General features: G+C 68.9%; 17 protein-coding genes. 14 read left to right on the forward strand and 3 right to left on the reverse strand.

The window, feature by feature from the left end:
• Nucleotides 1-9 precede the first annotated feature (9 nt).
• Together ACOQPQ_RS09910 and ACOQPQ_RS09915 are read right to left on the reverse strand one after the other, a co-directional pair.
• Entirely contained in the window at nucleotides 10-1,245 is a 1,236-nt protein-coding gene (locus ACOQPQ_RS09910; protein WP_420639280.1) for a CCA tRNA nucleotidyltransferase, read from the reverse strand.
• Nucleotides 1,242-2,237, reverse strand: a complete 996-nt coding sequence (locus tag ACOQPQ_RS09915; protein WP_420639281.1) for a histone deacetylase — start codon at nucleotides 2,235-2,237, stop codon at nucleotides 1,242-1,244. Before ACOQPQ_RS09915 ends, ACOQPQ_RS09910 begins: the two co-directional genes overlap by 4 nt.
• 79 nt (nucleotides 2,238-2,316) lie before the next feature.
• Here ACOQPQ_RS09915 and ACOQPQ_RS09920 point away from each other — a divergent pair, with 79 nt between their 5' ends.
• The 14 genes from ACOQPQ_RS09920 to ACOQPQ_RS09985 all read left to right on the forward strand — a co-directional run bounded on the left by ACOQPQ_RS09920 (nucleotide 2,317) and on the right by ACOQPQ_RS09985 (nucleotide 16,939).
• Nucleotides 2,317-4,374, forward strand: coding sequence for a DUF6049 family protein (locus ACOQPQ_RS09920; RefSeq protein ID WP_420640389.1), 2,058 nt, complete (start codon nucleotides 2,317-2,319; stop codon nucleotides 4,372-4,374).
• 120 nt (nucleotides 4,375-4,494) lie between these two features.
• Complete coding sequence (locus ACOQPQ_RS09925) at nucleotides 4,495-5,334, forward strand: DegV family protein (protein ID WP_420639282.1); 840 nt, start codon at nucleotides 4,495-4,497, stop codon at nucleotides 5,332-5,334.
• A 44-nt stretch (nucleotides 5,335-5,378) separates the two neighbouring features.
• Nucleotides 5,379-5,744, forward strand: a complete 366-nt coding sequence (locus ACOQPQ_RS09930) for an NADH-quinone oxidoreductase subunit A (protein WP_420639283.1) — start codon at nucleotides 5,379-5,381, stop codon at nucleotides 5,742-5,744.
• Between the two features lie 8 nt (nucleotides 5,745-5,752).
• Nucleotides 5,753-6,253 (forward strand): NADH-quinone oxidoreductase subunit B, encoded by a 501-nt coding sequence (locus tag ACOQPQ_RS09935; RefSeq protein ID WP_420639284.1) that lies wholly within the window; start codon nucleotides 5,753-5,755, stop codon nucleotides 6,251-6,253.
• Nucleotides 6,240-6,887, forward strand: a complete 648-nt coding sequence (locus ACOQPQ_RS09940) for an NADH-quinone oxidoreductase subunit C (protein ID WP_420639285.1) — start codon at nucleotides 6,240-6,242, stop codon at nucleotides 6,885-6,887. The genes ACOQPQ_RS09935 and ACOQPQ_RS09940 overlap by 14 nt, the downstream gene beginning before the upstream one ends.
• Before the next feature lie 59 nt (nucleotides 6,888-6,946).
• The gene (locus ACOQPQ_RS09945) at nucleotides 6,947-8,092 is read left to right on the forward strand and encodes an NADH-quinone oxidoreductase subunit D (RefSeq protein WP_420640390.1); all 1,146 of its coding nucleotides are present in this window, start codon (nucleotides 6,947-6,949) and stop codon (nucleotides 8,090-8,092) included.
• Nucleotides 8,089-9,141, forward strand: a complete 1,053-nt coding sequence (nuoH, locus tag ACOQPQ_RS09950; protein ID WP_420639286.1) for an NADH-quinone oxidoreductase subunit NuoH — start codon at nucleotides 8,089-8,091, stop codon at nucleotides 9,139-9,141. Before ACOQPQ_RS09945 ends, nuoH begins: the two co-directional genes overlap by 4 nt.
• Before the next feature lie 9 nt (nucleotides 9,142-9,150).
• On the forward strand, nucleotides 9,151-9,684 hold the full coding sequence (locus tag ACOQPQ_RS09955; RefSeq protein ID WP_420639287.1) for a NuoI/complex I 23 kDa subunit family protein: 534 nt from the start codon (nucleotides 9,151-9,153) through the stop codon (nucleotides 9,682-9,684).
• A complete protein-coding gene (locus ACOQPQ_RS09960; RefSeq protein ID WP_420639288.1) occupies nucleotides 9,681-10,199 on the forward strand; it encodes an NADH-quinone oxidoreductase subunit J in 519 nt (172 codons plus the stop codon). Before ACOQPQ_RS09955 ends, ACOQPQ_RS09960 begins: the two co-directional genes overlap by 4 nt.
• A 46-nt stretch (nucleotides 10,200-10,245) precedes the next feature.
• The gene (gene nuoK / locus ACOQPQ_RS09965) at nucleotides 10,246-10,545 is read left to right on the forward strand and encodes an NADH-quinone oxidoreductase subunit NuoK (RefSeq protein ID WP_420639289.1); all 300 of its coding nucleotides are present in this window, start codon (nucleotides 10,246-10,248) and stop codon (nucleotides 10,543-10,545) included.
• Between the two features lie 7 nt (nucleotides 10,546-10,552).
• Nucleotides 10,553-12,757 (forward strand): NADH-quinone oxidoreductase subunit L, encoded by a 2,205-nt coding sequence (locus ACOQPQ_RS09970; protein WP_420639290.1) that lies wholly within the window; start codon nucleotides 10,553-10,555, stop codon nucleotides 12,755-12,757.
• Between the two features lie 15 nt (nucleotides 12,758-12,772).
• Nucleotides 12,773-14,350, forward strand: coding sequence for a complex I subunit 4 family protein (locus ACOQPQ_RS09975; RefSeq protein ID WP_420639291.1), 1,578 nt, complete (start codon nucleotides 12,773-12,775; stop codon nucleotides 14,348-14,350).
• 71 nt (nucleotides 14,351-14,421) lie between these two features.
• Nucleotides 14,422-15,924 carry an NADH-quinone oxidoreductase subunit N gene (locus ACOQPQ_RS09980; RefSeq protein WP_420639292.1) on the forward strand — a complete coding sequence of 501 codons (1,503 nt, stop codon included), beginning with the start codon at nucleotides 14,422-14,424 and terminating at the stop codon, nucleotides 15,922-15,924.
• A gap of 64 nt (nucleotides 15,925-15,988) precedes the next feature.
• Nucleotides 15,989-16,939 (forward strand): SDR family NAD(P)-dependent oxidoreductase, encoded by a 951-nt coding sequence (locus tag ACOQPQ_RS09985; protein WP_420639293.1) that lies wholly within the window; start codon nucleotides 15,989-15,991, stop codon nucleotides 16,937-16,939.
• Between the two features lie 155 nt (nucleotides 16,940-17,094).
• On the opposite strand, the gene ACOQPQ_RS09990 is transcribed toward ACOQPQ_RS09985, so the two are convergent.
• The gene (locus tag ACOQPQ_RS09990) at nucleotides 17,095-17,859 is read right to left on the reverse strand and encodes an acetoacetate decarboxylase family protein (protein ID WP_420639294.1); all 765 of its coding nucleotides are present in this window, start codon (nucleotides 17,857-17,859) and stop codon (nucleotides 17,095-17,097) included.
• Between the last annotated feature and the right edge of the window lie 88 nt (nucleotides 17,860-17,947).

Consider the following 17,947-nt stretch of genomic DNA (forward strand, 5'->3'; position numbering starts at 1 on the left):
CTAGAACCGTCACCCCGCGTGGTGCTCAAGCCAATCCAACAGATGGCGGCGGGCCTGGGCGGGCGTCAGGGGACCGGTGTCCATCCGCAGGCGACGGAGTTCGGCGGTGGCGGCCCCGACCACCGGACCGGGCTCCAGCCCCAGCGCCGCCATGATCTCGGTCCCGCCCAGCACCGGCGGCCCACCCAAGTCGGGTTCGGATCGCACCAGGGCCTCCACCTCCCCCTGCAGGCCGCGGGCCCCGGCGGCCACGGCCACCGCTACCGCCTGGTCGAGGTGGGGGCCCGCGTTCACCACCCAGCGTCGCAATTCGGGCAGGGTCCGGGGGGGATTGTCCACCGCTGCCCGGGCGGCCTCCACCACTGCGGCCACCGCCCGGGCCGTGGCGGAGGTGGCCCGCCGCTCCGCCAGGGCGGCCCGCACCTCATCGGGGGAGCCGGCGTCGAGCAACAGGGCGGCGAGGCGGGCCACCGGATCGTCGATTACTCCTTGGAGGCGGGCCAGGGCGGCCGCGTCGTCGCCCACCGGGCCGAGAACCCGTTCGGCCAGGCCGGTTCGGAACAGCAGGGCGAATCCCGGCCCCGGATCGGGCAGGGCCAGCAGGCGGTCGAGTTCGTCGCGGATCCGCTCGTCGGCCACGATTCTCAGCCGGTCGGCCATGGCGGCCATGGCGTCCACCAGCGACGGTTCTGCGGCCATCTGCAACTGGGCCAGGAAGCGGGCGGCCCGCAGCATCCGCAGGGGGTCGTCACGGAAGGTCTCAGCCGGGTCCAAGGGGGTGCGCAGCAAGCGGGCGGCCAGGTCGGCGGCCCCGCCGAAGGGATCGACCAGCGCCCCGGCGGGCAACTCCACGGCCATGGCGTTGATGGTGAAGTCCCGGCGGGACAAATCGGCGTCGATGGCGTCGGAGAAGTCCACTTCGGGCTTGCGGGAGCCGGGGTGATACCGCTCCCGGCGGTGGGTGGTGATCTCCACCCGCCGGTCGCCTCGCCGGGCCCCCACGGTGCCGAACCGCTCGCCCTGGGTCCACAGCGTGTCGGCCCAGCCCTCCAGGATCGCCTTGACCGCGTCCGGTTGGGCGTCGGTGGTGAAGTCCAAGTCGGCGGTGGTGTCCAACGCCGACCCCACCAGGGCGTCGCGCACCACCCCGCCCACCAGGTAGAGCCGGTAACCGGCGGCGGCAAACCGCTCGGCCAGATCGCCCGCCTCGCGGCGAATGGGATCCAGGTTGTCGAGGTTGCTCACGGCAACAACTGGGCGGCCGCCACCACCTCGGCCCCCGGACCGCCGCCGGTGGCGGGCTCCGGCCGGTAACTCACTCCGGCCAGGGTGGCCACCGCGGCGGCCGCGCCGTCGCCCAGGGCGTCGAGGTCGTAACCGCCCTCCAGGAAGGCGACGCACCGGCCCGGCGGCACCACCGCGATGATGGCCTCGGTCAGGTCGGCGAAGTCCCCGGCGGACAGGCCCAGGCTGGTCAGCGGGTCGGCCCGGTGGGCGTCGAAGCCGGCCGACAGCACCAGCCAGTCGGGGGCGAACGCCTCCACCGCGGGCAGGACCGCATCGTCCCAGCCCCGGCGGTAGACGTCCCCGGTGGCCCCCGTGGGCATGGGCAGGTTGACGGTGGCGCCCAGGCCCCCGCCTGCACCCCGTTCCGACAGGGCGCCGGTGCCCGGATAGAAGGGGTACTGATGCCACGACACGTACATCACCCGGTCGTCCTCCCAGAAGGCATCCTGGGTGCCGTTGCCGTGGTGGGCGTCGTAGTCCACCACCAGCACCCGCTCGCCCCGATCGGCCAGGGCCGCGGCGCACACCGCCGCGTTGTTGTACAGACAGAACCCCATGGACCGGGTGGGGGTGGCGTGGTGGCCCGGCGGGCGCACGGCGCAGAACGCGGCGTTGGCGGTGCCCGCCTCCAGCCCCCCGATGGCGGCCAATCCCGCCCCGGCGGCCAGCCGGGCCGCGGTCTCCGACTCGGCGGCCAGCACGGTGTCGGGGTCCAACCGACCGCCGCCCGCCTGCGCCACCCGGCGCACCCCGTCGAGCACCGACGGGTGGTGGACGGCCAGCAGCTCGGCGTCGGTGGCCATGCGGGGTTCGGTCGGAACCAGGGCGTCGCCCAGGCCCGCCCGGCGCACCCCCTCGATCACCGCACCCAGGCGGGCCGGTCGCTCCGGGTGGGAACGACCGGTGTCATGGTCGAGAAACCGCTCATCGGTGATCCACAGAACCGACACCGCCCCACGGTACTCCCGCCGGGTTGCGCCGGGGGCCGGGATTCCGGCGATCGACCACGACCACTACCCTCCACTGGTGATGCGGCGGCGACGGCCCCCACCAGCCGGGAAAGGCGGCCGGCGAACCACGAGGCTCCTCCGGCTTCTGGTCGGAGGGGTGGCGCTGACCGCGTTCGGGGTCCTGGCCCCCGCCGCCGTCGCGCAGAACGGCACCGGCCCTGCCGGGCCCTCGGACTCCGCCGACCAGCAAGCAGCATCCTTTGAGCTGGTGAGCCAGGACGTGTGGATCGCCGACGGGGACTCCTTCCTCGTGGCCTTCCGCCTCCGGAACGCCCCGGCCGACGCCACAGTGGACGTGAGCATCGGGGGGCCCATCCGATCCCGCTCCGCCTTCCTGGATCGGGTGGCCGAGCCCGCCACCGGGCTGGTGTTGCACCACGTCTCCCGACTGGCCGTACCCGAACCCGACGCCACCGGGGTGGTAGCCCTGCCCATCGCCACCGGCAGCGAGGACACGACCGCCGACGGAACCGACGGGCTGTGGCTCCCCCTCCCCGCCGAGGGGGTGTACCCCGTGAGCCTGGTGCTGCGGGGCCCGGCGGGCGACCGGCTCGACGCCGTCCACACCTTTGTCGTCCGCACCCCCCCGCCGGACGTCGACCAACCCCCCCTCCTGGTGAGCACCGTGCTCTCGGTGAGCGGCCCGCCGGTGGTGGATGCCGGGGGCGAGGTGGACCTCGGGCCGACGGGCCCGCGCCTGCAGATGCTGGCCGACGTGCTCGACCCCCGGGTGCGCCCCCTGGCCACCGCCACGGTGGCGCTCGATCCCCACCTCATCGACGCCCTGGCCATCAGCCCGCGGCCCGAGCACGCCCAACTGCTGGCCCGCCTCCAGCAGGCCACCATCAACCAACCCCTCACCGCCACCCCCTACGTGCCCCTGGACAGCGACGCCTGGATCGAACAGGACCTCAGCCTGCAGATCGGCTGGCAGATCGAAGCGGGGGCCGCCGCGCTGGACGAGCATCTGGGCGCCCGGCCCGATCCCGCCACCATGGTGCTCACCTCGTCGGCCTCGGCGGAGTTGCTCCAGCGGCTGCAACGGGAGGGCGTGGAGTTGGTGCTGGTGCCCGAGGGGCTGCTCGATCCGGCCGATGAGCCCACCAGCACGGCGGCCCGCACGTCGTTCCTGCTGCCCACCCTCGACGAGCCCCTGGCCGCGGTGGCCATCGACGCCGGCGCCACCGCCCACTTCGACCGGGAAGCCCACCCGGAGGTGGCCCCCTACCTGGTGCTGGCCGACCTGGCCGTGCGCTGGTTCGAGGATCCCCTCCAACTCCGGGGCATCGTGGTGGCCCCGCCCCTGGAGGCCCCCACCGGCGCCGCCGGAGTGGGCGTGCTGCTGGACGAGATCGCCACCGCCCCCATCCTGGCGGGCGTCGATCCGTCGGCCATTGTGGAGGGCCTGACCCCCACCACCGTGCGAGCGGTGCGCGCCGGCGACCCGAACGGCTTCGGTGAGGACTACCAGGCCGCGCTGAGCGACGGGCAGCGCATCGCCCGCTCGTACCAGAACATGGTGGACCCCATCGCCACGGTGGGGACCCCCGAGCGGCAGTTGATCGAGACCCTGGAGCGGGCCCTGTTGCTGTCGGGGGCCAACGGCCTGACCGAGACCCAACGGGACGCCTACCTGGCCGTCGGATCCCAGATCGTGCGCAACACGGTGGCCGCCATCCAACCGCCCAGCCGCCAGCGGATCACCCTGACCAGCCGGTCGGGCAGCATTCCCATGCTCATCCGCAACAGCCTCGACCACGACGTGATCGTGCGACTGGGGTTCAACAGCGACAAGCTGGACTTCCCCGAGGGCGCCTCCCTGCTGCGGCGGCTCTCACCCGGCATCAACGAGGTGCGGGTGCCGGTGCGGGCCAACACCTCGGGCGACGCCGTGTTGGAGATCAGCGTGGACTCCCCCACCGGTCTGGTGAAGCTGGGCGAATCCCAGCTCACCGTGCGGGCCACCTCGTTGTCGGGGGCCGGGGTGGGCATCGCCGCCGCCGCCCTGGCCATCCTGTTGCTGTGGTGGGCTCGCCACTGGTGGTCCCGCCGCGCCTCCCGTCCCGAACCGTCGTGACCAACGGGCGCCCCGCCCCGAACCGTCGTGACCAACGGGTGCCCCGGTCCCGAACCGTCGTGACCAACGGGCGCCTGCCCCTCCGAACCGCCCTCGGGCCTTTGCGAGTAGTGTCGGGTGATGACCGTTCGCATCGTCACCGACAGCTCCTGCGACCTCAGCGCCGCCGACATCGAGGACCACGCCATCACCGTGGTGCCCCTCACCATTCGCTTCGGCGACGAGGAGTTCACCGACGGTCAAGGGCTGACGGCCGAGGGCTTCTACCAGAAGATGGCCGCCAGCCCCGAGCTGCCCTCCACCGCCGCCCCCGCCCCCGGCGCCTTCGAGATGGTGTTCCGGGAGCTGGCCGACCAAGGCGCCGACGCCGTGGTGTGCGTCAACCTCTCGTTCGCCCTCTCGGCCACCGGGGAGTCGGCGTCGGCCGCGGCCCGAGCGGTGGACGGCGAGGTGGACGTGCGGGTGGTGGACTCCGGCAAGGTCTCGGTGGGTCTCGGCCTGATGGTTAAGGCGGCGGCCGCCGCGGCGGCCGCCGGGAGCAGCGCCGACGAGATCGTCGAGCAGCTCGCCCAGCTCAAGGACCGGGTGGTCATCTACGGCGCCCTCGACACCCTGGACAACCTGAAGAAGGGGGGGCGCATCGGCACCGCCCAGGCCCTGTTGGGCAGCGCCCTGTCCATCAAGCCCTGCGTGGACCTCACCTCCGGGGTGGTGGAGGAAGCGGGCAAGCAGCGCACCCGGGGCAAGGCCCGGGCCTGGCTGGCCAAACAGGTGGCCGACGCCGGTGAATTGGAGCACCTGGCCGTGGCCCACGGCGCCGCCGAGGACATCGACGCCTTCGTGGCCGCCCTGGGCGAAAACCCGGCCCAGAACCCCCTCACCGTGACCCTCATCGGCCCGGTGGTGGGCACCCACGCGGGCCCCGGGGTGATCGCCACCGCCATGGTGGCGGCCCGGTAAGTCCGTCTTGGCCCGCAGAAAACGCCATCGGTAACCTTCGGGCCGTGTCGGAGTTCCTCCGCGACTACCTGCTCGTCGTCCTGTTCCTCGCGCTGGCCGGCGCCTTGGTGTTCGGGATGTTGGGGCTCAGCAGTTTGCTGCGTCCGAACCGGGCCCAACCCCAGAAATACATCACCTACGAGAGCGGGGTCGACCCGGTGGGGCTGGGGTGGTCCCAGAGCAACATCCGCTACTACGTGTTCGCCCTGCTGTTCGTGATGTTCGACGTGGAGGCGGTGTTCATCTTCCCCTGGGCCACCCGATTGGAGGCCTACGGCACGTTCGGATTGGTGGAGATGGCCATCTTCATCTTCATCCTGGCCCTGGGCCTGGTGTACGCCTGGCGCAAGGGCGTCCTTCGGTGGATCTGAGGTAGAGCGTGGGACTGGTGGCCAGCGGCAAAGCGCCGAAACCCCTGACCAAGCTGCTGAACCTGGGGCGCAAGTACTCCATTTGGATGTACCAGTGGGGCCTGGCCTGCTGCGCCATCGAGATGGGCGCGGTGATCGGTTCCCCCCGCTACGACGTGATGCGCCTGGGCGTGATCCCGTTCCCGGCCAGCCCCCGCCAGGCCGACCTGGTGGTGGTGTCGGGCACGGTCACCGACAAGATGGCCCCGTCCATCCTCCGCCTGTACCAGCAAATGCCCGACCCCAAGTACGTGATCTCGATGGGTTCCTGCGCCAACTGCGGTGGTCCCTACTGGGACTCCTACTCGGTGACCAAGGGCGTGGACCAGATCATCCCGGTGGACGTGTACGTGCCCGGCTGTCCCCCCCGGCCCGAAGCGTTGCTGGAGGGCATCGTGCTGCTCCAGGAGCGCATCGGCAACGAAGACCCCGCTGTGCGGTGGCGAGGTGACCCCATTGTCGTCGACTGAAGCCGACACCACCGAGGCCGGGCCACCGCCCGACGAGCACCGGGAAGCCTGGGCGGCGCGGTTGGCCGACGCCCTGGGCGACGGGTACCTCGAGCACCACATCATCGGCGGCCAGGACCTGTGGGTGCGGGTGAGCCGGGAGTCGTGGGTGGACGCCGCCACCGCCGCCCGCGACCAACTGGGCTGCGCCTTCTTCGACTGGCTGTCGGCCATCGACTGGCTGCCGTCGCCCTACGGGCGGGACATGAACGCCCAGGAGGACGACCCCGAACCCCGGGCCGCCGAGCCCGTGGAGCAGGGCCACGCCGGCGGCGAGACCCGGTTCCAGATGGTGATGCGGCTCCACTCCATCACCGAGCACCGGGGCCTCACCATCAAGGCCGATCTGCCCGACGACGATTTGAGCATCGACACCCTGATCCCGGTGTTCGCCGGGGCCAATTGGCACGAGCGCGAGGCCTGGGAGATGTTCGGCATCCTCTTTCACGGGCACCCCGATCTGCGCCACCTCTATCTGCCCGGCGAGTTCGAGGGCAACCCGCTGCGCAAGGACTATCCCCTGCTGGCCCGCCGGGTGAAGCCCTGGCCGGGGATCGTGGACGTGGAGCTGTTCCCCGGCGAGGACAACGAGTGACCACCGTCGAGGCTTCCACTGCGCAAGCCCGAAGCGGTGGAGCGGCCGACCGCCAGCAGATGGCCTACGTGGCCACCCAGGCCGCCGACGCCCGCCTGAACGTGGAGATCGAGACCGAGGGCATGACCCTCAACATCGGTCCCCAGCACCCCGCCACCCACGGCACCCTGCGGCTGGTGGCCCGCCTCGACGGGGAGCAGGTGGTGGAGGCCGAGCCCATCATGGGCTACATGCACCGGGGCTACGAGAAGCTGGCCGAGGTCCGCACGTACCCCCAGGTGACCACCCTCATCAACCGCATCGACTGGTTGGGCAGCTTCGCCAACGAGGTGCCGTTCATCCTGGCCGCCGAGAAGCTCATGGAGGTGGAGGCCCCTCCTCGGGCCCAGTGGATTCGCACCGCCCTGTTCGAGCTGAGCCGCATCGCCAACATCACGCTGTTCCTGGGCGACATGGCCGTGCAGCTCGGGGCCATCACCCCGGTGTTCATGGCCTTCCGCGACCGGGAGTTCGTGCTGAACCAGATCGAGGCGGCCACCGGCGGGCGCTTCCATCCCAACTTCGACCGCATCGGCGGCATCAAGGACGACCTGCCCAAGGGTTGGATCGACGACACCAAACAGGCCATGGAGCGCATCCGGGACTTCTGCGACGAGTTCGAGGACCTGGTGCTGGGCAACGAGATCTTCGAGGCCCGCAGCCGGGGCATCGGCATCATTCCCCCCGCCGTCGGCTTGGCCTACGGGCTCTCCGGGGCCAACATCCGGGCCAGCGGCGTGGACTGGGATCTGCGCCGGGACGGCCACGAGGCGTTGGCCTACGACCAGGTGGACTGGAAGGTGTGGACGCATCCCGACGGTGACTCCTTCGCCCGCTACTGGGTGCGACTGCAGGAGACCCGGGAGGCCACCCACATCGTGGACCAACTGCTCGACGGCCTGCCGTCGGGACCGATCATGGCCAAGGTGCCCCGCATCATCAAGGTGCCCGCCGGGGAGGCCTACGCCGCCACCGAGAACCCGCTGGGGGAGATGGGCTACTACGTGGTCAGTAAGGGCGACCTGGTGCCGTTCCGGGTGAAGATCCGCTCGGCCAGCTTCTCCAACATCTCCATCACCCCCTGGCTGCTCAAGGGCGTGTACGTGCCCGACATCATCACCATCCTGGCCAGCCTGTATTTCATCCTCGGGGACATCGACCGATGACCGCGGCCGGGCCACTGGCGAGCGTGCTCGCCCTGGAGGTACCCTACTGGGTTTCGGCCATCATCAAGATGGGGGTGGTGGCCCTGGTGATCCCCACCGCCGCGCTGATGCTGGGGTACGTGTTCCTGCTAAAGATGATGAGCTTCATGCAGAGCCGGCTCGGTCCCATGGAGGCCGGCCCCTACGGCACCCTGCAGTTGCTGGCCGACGGGTTGAAGTTCCTCCAAAAGGAGGACATCTTCCCGGCCAAGGCCGACCGCACGGTGTTCGCCCTGGCCCCCCTGGTGGTGCTGATCTCCACCTTCTTGATCTACGTGGTGATCCCCACCGGCCCCGACGCGGTGGTGGCCCAGCTCGACGTGGGCATCTTCTACGCCCTGGCCGTGTCGTCGCTGTCGGTGGTGGGGGTGCTGATGGCCGGTTGGGCCTCGGCCAACAAGTACGCCCTGTTGGGCGGGCTGCGGGCCGCGGGCCAGCTCATCGCCTACGAGTTGCCGCTGGTGCTGGCCGTGATGGGGGTGGTGATCCAGGCGGGCACGCTGGATCTGCAGAAGATCGTCACCGCCCAGGCCACCGGGGAGATCTTCGGCTGGGGCGGCATCGGCAACCCCTTCATCCTCACTCAGTTCGTGGGCTTCTTCATCTTCCTGGTGGCGGTGCAGGCCGAACTCACCCAGCCGCCGTTCGACATGCCGGTGGCCGAGTCGGAGATCGTGGGCGGCTACCAGGTGGAGTACACCGGGTTCCGCTTCCTGTTCTTCTTCATGGGCGAGTTCGGCACCGCCTTCGCCTTCGCCGCCCTGGCCTCGGTGCTGTTCCTGGGCGGCTGGGCCCTCCCGTGGGGCGACATCACCCACTGGGGGTTCAACATCGCCGGGCCGGCCATCATGCTGGTCAAGGTGCTGGCGGTGGCCGCGCTGATCTTCTGGTTCCGCTTCACCTACCCGCGCTTTCGGGAGGATCAGCTCCAGCGCATCGCCTGGAAGTTCTTGATTCCGTTGTCACTGGTCAACATTGTTGTCACCGGTGTGTTCAAGGTGATTCTGTAGGAGCTGCTCATGGCACTGGTACCAGGCTTGATCACGGGACTGAAGGTGACCGCCCGCACCATGGTGCGCACCCTGTTCGGCGACGGTCCCCCGGTGGTGCCCGCCCCCTCCAAGCACGCCCACACCGTGCAGTACCCCCACGTGAAGGAGATGCCCGCCGACCGGGCCCGGGGGGTGATCGCCCTCCACGAGGAGAACTGCACCGCCTGCATGCTGTGCGCCCGGGAGTGCCCCGACTGGTGCATCTACATCGAGGGCCACAAGTACCTGGCCCCGCCCCGGCGGGAGGGGGGCAAGCCCCGCCAGAAGAACGCCCTGGACCGCTTCGACATCGACTACAGCCTGTGCATGTACTGCGGGATCTGCGTGGAGGTGTGCCCGTTCGAGGCGCTGTTCTGGAGCCCCGAGTACGAGTACTCCGAGCCCCGCATCGCCGATCTGCTCCACGACAAGGAACGCCTCAGCGAGTGGATGGACACCGTGCCCGACTTCGAGCCCTACGAGGCCGGATCAGAACAAAAGGTGCTCAAGGTTCCCCGATGATCGCCGAGCACGTGGCCTTCGGGATCATCGCCGCGGTGATGGTGGCCTCGGCGTTGCGGGTGGTGACCACCCGCGACATCGTGCACGCCGCCCTGTACCTGGTGATCGTGCTGGCCGGGGTGGCCGCCCTGTTCCTGCTGGTGGGGGCCGAGTTCACCGGCATCACCCAGGTGCTCATCTACATCGGCGCGGTCATCGTGTTGTTCCTGTTCGGGATCATGCTCACCCGCACCGGCTTCACCCAGGACGACGAGGAGGCCGACCATCCCCGGCGGTTCCCGGCGGTGCTCACCGCCCTGTTGCTGTTGGCCGTGATGATCGGCGCGCTGGTGGACCGCTTCCAGGACGTGCGGCTGGACGCCAACCTCCCCGGCGGGCAGACCCCCCAAACCACCGCTCAGGTGTCCGACGAGTTGTTCTCCCAGTACATCGTGCCCTTCGAAGCGGTGTCGGTGCTGTTGTTGGCCGCCCTCATCGGCGCCATCGTCATCGCCCGCCGAGAGGAAGGCGGCTGATGTCAGCCCCCCGGAACCTCCCGTCCCCCATCGGGGAGCAACGCCCATGCTGTTGAACGAGATGCTGCTGTTGGGCGCGGTGCTGTTCTGCATCGGGGTCTACGGCGTGCTGGCCCGCCGCAACGGCGTGCTGATGCTCATGTCCATCGAGCTCATCCTCAACGCGGTGAACATCAACCTGGTGGCCTTCGGGGCGTTCCACGACACGGTCATGGGCCAGATCTTCGCCCTGTTCGTGATCACCGTGGCCGCCGCCGAAGTGGGCATCGGGCTGGCCATCGTGTTGCTGTTGTACCGGAACCGGCGATCCATCGACTTGGACCAGGTCGATCTGATGAAGGGGTGAGGCCGTCGTGCTGAAGACCGCCGTCACCGCCGCCGAGGCCGCCGGGCCCGCCGTGGCCGCCTCGGGCTGGTTCCTGGAGCACGCCTGGCTGATCTGGCTCTTCCCGGCGGTGTCGTTCGTAGTGATCCTGCTGTTCGGCAAGCGGTTCCCCCGAGGGGGATCCGAGGTGGGCATCGCCGCGGTGGGGGCCTCGTTCGTGTTCGGGCTGCTCACCGCCATCCAGTGGATCAGCGAGGTGGAGGGAGCGGGCAGCGGCGACGCCGAGGGGGACTACGCCCTGGGGGCCGACAGCCTGGTGGCCGCCGCCGAGGGGGAGGCCGCGGGCGGGGTCAGCGCGCTCACCCGGTCGATCACCTGGCTCACCAACGGGGCCGAGGCCATCGGCGCGGGCATCATGATCGACGGGTTGGCCGTGATGATGATCTTCGTGGTCACCGTGGTCTCGCTGCTGGTCCACGTCTACTCCACCGACTACGTGGCCGGTGACCGCCGCTACACCCACTTCTTCGCCTTCTTGAGCCTGTTCACCGCCTCCATGCTGTTCTTCGTGACCGCCTCCACCACCCTGCAGATGCTGGTGGGCTGGGAGTTGGTGGGGGTGTGCTCATTCGTGCTGATCGGCCACTGGTGGGAGGAGAAGGACAACTCCGACGCCGCCCTCAAGGCCATGCTCACCAACCGGGTGGGCGACATGGGCCTCATCATCGGGGTGTCGATCCTGTTCTTCGCCGCCGGCACCTTCGACATCATCGGGGTGAACGAAGCCGCCCTCAACGGCACCATCAGCCACACGGTGACGCTGGTGGCGGCGTTGGGCCTGACCGCGGCGGTCATGTCCAAGTCGGGGCAGTTCTTCCTCCACACCTGGCTACCCGACGCCATGGCCGGACCCACCCCGGTGTCGGCGTTGATCCACGCGGCCACCATGGTGGTGGCCGGGGTCTACCTGGTGGCCCGGCTCTACGGGGTGTTCTTCGAGGGGTTCGCCATCGGCGGCTCCAGCATCAACCTGCTGGCCTTGCTGGGCGGGCTGACCACCCTGGTGGGGGCCACGCTGGCCTTCGTGCAGAACGACATCAAGCGGGTGCTGGCCTACTCCACCGTGTCGCAGTTGGGCTACATGGTGCTGGCCCTCGGGGTGGGGGCCTGGACGGCAGCCCTGTTCCACCTGTTCACCCACGCCTTCTTCAAGGCCTGCTTGTTCCTGGGTTCGGGGTCGGTCAGCCACGCGGTGCACTCCTTCGACATGAAGAAGGACATGGGCGGCTTGCGCCACCACATGCCCCACACCTACCGCACGTTCATGATCGGCACCCTGGCGCTGGCCGGGCTGCCCATCTTCTCGGGGTTCTGGTCCAAGGACGAGATCCTGGTGGGCACCGGCGGGTGGGGTTTGTTCGGCGGCACCGGGGGCAACGGGGCCTACACCGTGATGCTGGTGATGGGCATGATCACCGCCGCCCTCACCGGGGCCTACATGACCCGGGTGGTGTACCTGACCTTCTTCGGGGAGTTCCGGGGCCACGGCACCCCCCACGAGTCCGGCCCGCGCATCGTGGTGCCGCTGTGGATTCTGGCCGGGCTGGCCGTGGTGGCCGGCTTCATCAACTTCCCGCCCGGCTTCCAGCTCGTTCCCTCGAGCTGGGAGGAGAAGTTCTTCCAATGGGTGGAACCGGTGGGCGTGAGCTACTTCCCCGAGATCGCCCACGCCACCCCGTCGTGGACCCTGGCCATCGCCTCGGTGATCGTGGCGTTGATCGGGATCGGCTTGGCCTACCGCTACTACTTCGTCCGGGTCCGGGCCGTGAGCCCGGCGGCCACCGAGCTACCCGACGGGCTCACCTCCCGCTGGGCGGTGGCCCGCCTCGGCCACCGGATACTGGTGAACAAGTACTACCTCGACTGGCTGTACACCACGGTGATCGTCGGCTTCGTCAAGCGGCCCCTGGCCAACGCCGCCTACTGGACCAACCAGCACGTGATCGATCGGGTGGTCAACGAAGCCGGAAAGCGGTCGGTGCAGGCGGGCCAGGTGGTGTACCACAAGGTGGACCAGCTCGTGGTGGATGGCATCGTCAACGCCACCGGCTCCATCTCCGACAGTTCGGGGGAGGAGCTGCGCCGGATGCAAACCGGCAAGGTGCGGCAGTACGCCGCCATCATGTTCGCCGCCGCCGCCATCCTGGCCGGGATCTTCATCATCGTCATCTAGGGAGCACACGTACACATGGGTGAGTTTTTGAACGACTGGGGGCTGAGCATCCCGACGTTCCTGCCGGTGATCGGCGCGGTCGTCATGATGCTGATCCCCAAGGACCGAGAGCAGCTCCACAAGCTGATCGCGCTGGCCACCACCGTGGCGGTGGCCGTGTTCGGCGTGCTGCTTCTCATCCAATTCATCGACAACGACGACTACGGCGCCCTCAACTTCGTGGTGGACAAGGGCTGGATCGACATCATCGACGCCCGCTACATCATGGGCGTCGACGGCATCTCCCTGCCGTTGATGCTGCTGACCATGCTGGTGGTGCCGCTGTGCGTCATCTACTCCTGGAATCACTTCCCCGAGCCCCACAACCCCAAGGCGTTCCTAATCCTGCTGCTCATCCTGGAGACCGGCATGATCGGCACCTTCGCCGCGCAGGACCTGATCTTGTTCTTCGTGTTCTTCGAGGTCGTGCTCTTGCCCATGTACTTCATGATCGGGGTCTGGGGGGGCGAGAACCGGCGCTACGCCGCCATCAAGTTCTTCCTCTACACCCTGTTCGGCTCGGCGTTGATGCTGGTGAGCTTTTTGGCCCTGTACTTCCTGGCCGACGCCGGCACCTTCGACATGCGGTTGCTGCCGGAGGCCGCCGCGGGCATCGCCAAGTCGTCGCAGGTCTGGGTGTTCGGCGGCATGTTCCTGGGCTTCGGGGTGAAGGTGCCCATGTTCCCCTTCCACACCTGGCTGCCCGACGCCCACACCGAGGCCCCCACCGTGGGTTCGGTGATCCTGGCCGCGGTGCTCTTGAAGCTGGGCACCTACGGCTTTGTCCGGGTCGCCATCCCCATCCTGCCCGAAGCGGCCGCCGAGTGGGCCCCCTACATCGGGCTCTTGGCCGTGATCGGCATCATCTACGGGGCCTTGGGGTGTTTGGCCCAGCGTGACCTGAAACGGCTGGTGGCGTTCTCCTCGGTGGCCCACATGGGCTTTGTGATGCTGGGCATCTCCACCCTCACCGATTTCGGCATCAACGCCGCCGTGTTCGGCATGGTGGCCCACGGGCTCATCACCGGGATGCTGTTCTTCCTGGCCGGCTCGGTCAAGGAGCGCTACCACACCCTGGACATGTCCCGGCTGGGAGGGCTGCTGGTGCAGGCGCCCCGCATGGGCTGGATCCTGGGGTTCTGCGCCATGGCCTCGCTGGGCCTGCCCGGCCTGGCCGGCTTCTGGGGGGAGTTCCCCGCCATCCTGGCCTCCTACAACCCGGCCGAGGTGCTGGCCGAGGAAACCTTCCGCTCCTACATGGTGATCGCCGCGTTGGGCACGGTGCTGGCCGCGGGCTACCTGCTGTGGATGCTCCAGAAGACGGCCTTCGGCACGCCCAAGGAGGAGTTCGCCGATGACCCCCGGGTACACGACGCCACCGTGGCCGAGTACGTGGCGTGGGCGCCGCTGCTCATCCTCATCGTGGTGCTGGGGGTGTACCCCAACCTGCTGTTCGAGGCCACCGATCCGGCGGTGACCAACTCCCTCAGCGACTGTCTGGACTCGGTGCGCAGCGGGGCGTGCTTCGACGCCGCCGCGGGTTCGGGCGGGTAGGCGACCTCCCCATGACCGTCGCACCGCACTCTGTACGTCCTCGCTCGAGGACAGGAAGCTAGGCCGCGCCGATGCTGTCGTCCCTGCCCGCCATCGCCGGCTTCGTCCGACCCGAGATCGACTGGCACGCCGTCGCGCCCGAACTCACCCTGCTGGGCGTGGGTGCGGTGGTCACCCTGTTGGACATCGTGCTGCTGGAACGGGGGCGGGCCTACACCTCGGCCCTGGCCGGCATCGGGCTGTTGGTGGCGTTGATCCCCATCGTGACGTTGGCCGCCGCCGGGGACACCCGGACGATGTTCGGCGGCGCCTTCGTGGTGGACGATTTCGCCTTGATCCTCAAGGCCATGTTCATCGTGGCCGCCTACATCGTGGTGCTGCTGTCCACCAACTACGTGGCCGAGGGCGACTACTGGGAGAACGAGTACTACGGCCTGCTGCTGTCGTCGGTCATGGGCATGGTGCTGATGGCCTCGGCCCGCGATCTGGTCACCATCTTCGTGGCCCTGGAGTTGCTGTCCATCCCCGCCTACCTGCTGGCCACCTGGCGCAAGGCCGACGCCAAGAGCAACGAGGCCGGGCTCAAGTACTACCTGATGGGGGTGTTCGCCTCGGCCATCATGCTTTACGGCATGTCGCTGTTGTTCGGCGTGACCGGTGACACCCGCCTGTCGGAGATTTCCGAGGCGGTGTCGGGCGGGAGTTCCGAGCCGGTCATCACCCTGGGCATCATCTTCGTGATCATCGGGTTCGCCTTCAAGGTGTCGGGCTTCCCGTTCCACACCTGGGCCCCCGACACCTACGAGGGGGCGCCCACCCCGGTGACCGCCTTTCTGGCGGTGGCCTCCAAGGCGGCCGGGTTCGTGGCCCTCATGCAGTTGGTACACGCCGGGTTCCCCGGGCGCGACGACGTGTACCAGCCGTTGCTGTGGATCCTGGCGGTGGGTTCGATGACCGCCGGGAACCTGATGGCCCTGCGCCAGGACAACATAGTGCGGCTCATGGCCTACTCCGGGGTGTCGCAGGCGGGCTTCATGCTGGCGCCGCTGGCGGTGGCCGGTGACATCGGCGACGAGGCCGTGGCCGCGGTGATCATCTACGTGCTCATCTACGCGGCCATGAACCTGGGGGCCTTCGCGGTGATCATCGCCGTGGCCCGCCGCACCGCCTCCGGGGCCATCAGCTCCTTTGCCGGGCTGTTCCGCTACGCCCCCGGCCTGACCGTGCTCATGTCGGTGTTCTTGTTCTCCCTGGCGGGCATCCCCCCGCTGGGCGGCTGGTTCGCCAAATTCGCCGTGTTCCGGGCCGTGGTGGAGGCCGACACCGGCTGGGGCTACTCCCTGGCCGCCATCGCCGCGGTCAACTCGGTGATCGCGCTGTTCTACTACGCCAAGGTGGCCCGCATGATGTGGTTCGAGAGCGCGCCCGCCGACGCCGACACCTCCACCGTTCGGGTGCCCCCCTCGCTGGTCTCGGCCCTGGGCCTCACCGCGGCGGCCACCCTCTTGTTCGGCATCTACCCCCCCGCCATCACCCACTTCACCGAAGGCACCCTCCTCGCCCTCCCCGGCTGATTCCCCCCCACCCCGCTGGGGGCGGCCAGAGGCTAGGGTCACAACGTTGAGGAGGAGGTCTGCAATGGGTTCGTTTCGCCGGGAGTCCACCGCTGAGGAGGTTGTGGCCGGGCTAGACCTGTCGGGGCAGGTCTTCATGATCACCGGGACGTCGAGCGGGCTGGGCGAGGAGTCGGCCCGGGTGCTGGCCGCTCGAGGGGCCCATGTGGCCATGCTGGCCCGAAATCCCGAGAAGAACGCCGAGGCGGCGGCCCGGATCCACACGTCGGTGGATGACGCCGACGTGTCGCTGCACAGCGTGGATCTCTCCAACCTGGAGAGCGTGGCCCGGTTCGCGGCAACCGCCGGCGATACCTTCGAGCGCATCGACGTGTTGATCAACAACGCCGGGGTCATGTGCTGCCCGTTCGGCCACACCGCCGACGGGTTCGAGATGCAGTTCGGCACCAACCATCTGGGCCACTTCGCCCTCACCACCCAACTCATGCCCCTGCTGAACCAGGCCGACCGGCCTCGGGTGGTGACCCTCTCGTCGGGCGGGCATCGGATCTCCGATGTCGACCTCGACGACCACAGCTTCGAGCGCACGCCCTACGACCCTTGGGTGGCCTACGGCCGCTCCAAGAGCGCCAACATCCACTTTGCCGCCGAGCTGGCCCGACGCAGCGGCGACCAGTTGTTGTCGCTCTCCGTCCACCCCGGCGCCATTCCCACCCGATTGGGCCGGCACATGACCTCCGAAATGATGGAAGCCATGAGGGAGCGGGCCAAGGCGAGTTCACCCTCCGGGCAGGGCCTGCAGATGAAGAGCCTGGAGTCGGGGGCCGCCACCCAGGTGTGGGCCGCCACCGCGCCGGAGTTGGCCGACCACAACGGGGCCTACCTGGCCGATTGCGCGGTGGCCGAGCCGGGCACCGGCGAAACCGGCTACGCCCCCCACATCTACAACCCCGCCACCGAGGCCGCCCTCTGGGACCTCAGCGAACGCCTCGTTGGCGGTGTATCGCCGAAGTAAGCGCTGCTGCCCTGCTGGGCGCCGACGCTCATCGTGCGCCGAAACCTGACGTTGGTGCATTTTCGGTAGCCATTTCCGTGCGAAAACGGGAATGAGTTACGTGCGAAAACGGGAATAGCTACCCATTTTCGGGGGTGGTCGCCCTTTGGGGCCCGTTAGGAGGTGCGGGGGCCGCCTCGGGTGCCGGGCCAGCGGGAGCCGCCGATGGTGTCGGCCATGGGCCAGAACGCATCCGGGTCGAGGGGCCCGGCGTTGGTGATGCTGCGGTCCTTCATGGTGTTGGTCACCAACCGGGCCGAGAGCTGCTCCACGATGGGGAAGTAGCGGGCCACCGGATCCCACGGGCTGTCCAGCAGCCGCAGTTCACCGTCGATCTCCTCGATGTGGGTCTGCTCGAAGGTGGTGGCCACGTCCACCACGTGCGGGGGGAAGTCGTACTGCTTCTCGGCGCCGCCGATGGCCCGGGAATATTTGGTCCACCACTCGTGTTCGGTGAACTCGCCCGGTTCCGGGGTCACCGTACCGGTCACGTCACCCTCGAACTCGATGAACGTGTAGCCCTGATGGATGGTGCGAGCCTCCACCCGGTTGCCCAGACGGTAGTATCGGATGTCGCACGGGAACTTGGGCTGCCCGTTGGTCTCGCCGCTGATGAAGATGGCGGCCTCCTGGTCGATGCCCAAACCCAGGCTGTAGGCGCCGCTCACCCCCTGCCAACTGGCCGGTACCTTCACGCTGACGCCGTACTCCGGCTCGCCCAGCACCGGCACGCAGTACACCCCCACGGTCACGATGGGCTCGCCCGGAGTCAGCCCCGGGGGAAGAATCTGTTCGATGCCGGTGGGGTCGGTCCGGTATTCGACGACGAGCTTGGGCCATCCGGCCACTTCGCCGGGACGGGTGAGGGGGTTCTCGGTCACGGTGCCTCCCGTGGTGCATTGTCGGACGATGCCGTTCGTCCTCTGCGCCACAGTGTATTGACATTGCCCGCACCGTGCTCGTCCTCAC

Source organism: Candidatus Poriferisocius sp. (genome assembly GCF_965219775.1).
Classification (GTDB): Bacteria; Actinomycetota; Acidimicrobiia; order Acidimicrobiales; family Bin134; genus Poriferisocius.

Bases quoted from the DNA above. Each gene is read 5' to 3' on its own strand.
- ACOQPQ_RS09920 (WP_420640389.1), top strand. From the start codon at position 2,317: ATGCGGCGGCGACGGCCCCCACCAGCCGGGAAAGGCGGCCGGCGAACC.
- ACOQPQ_RS09925 (WP_420639282.1), top strand. From the start codon at position 4,495: ATGACCGTTCGCATCGTCACCGACAGCTCCTGCGACCTCAGCGCCGCC.
- ACOQPQ_RS09945 (WP_420640390.1), top strand. From the start codon at position 6,947: ATGGCCTACGTGGCCACCCAGGCCGCCGACGCCCGCCTGAACGTGGAG.
- nuoH (WP_420639286.1), top strand. From the start codon at position 8,089: ATGACCGCGGCCGGGCCACTGGCGAGCGTGCTCGCCCTGGAGGTACCC.
- ACOQPQ_RS09955 (WP_420639287.1), top strand. From the start codon at position 9,151: ATGGCACTGGTACCAGGCTTGATCACGGGACTGAAGGTGACCGCCCGC.
- ACOQPQ_RS09960 (WP_420639288.1), top strand. From the start codon at position 9,681: ATGATCGCCGAGCACGTGGCCTTCGGGATCATCGCCGCGGTGATGGTG.
- nuoK (WP_420639289.1), top strand. From the start codon at position 10,246: ATGCTGTTGAACGAGATGCTGCTGTTGGGCGCGGTGCTGTTCTGCATC.
- ACOQPQ_RS09975 (WP_420639291.1), top strand. From the start codon at position 12,773: ATGGGTGAGTTTTTGAACGACTGGGGGCTGAGCATCCCGACGTTCCTG.
- ACOQPQ_RS09980 (WP_420639292.1), top strand. From the start codon at position 14,422: ATGCTGTCGTCCCTGCCCGCCATCGCCGGCTTCGTCCGACCCGAGATC.
- ACOQPQ_RS09985 (WP_420639293.1), top strand. From the start codon at position 15,989: ATGGGTTCGTTTCGCCGGGAGTCCACCGCTGAGGAGGTTGTGGCCGGG.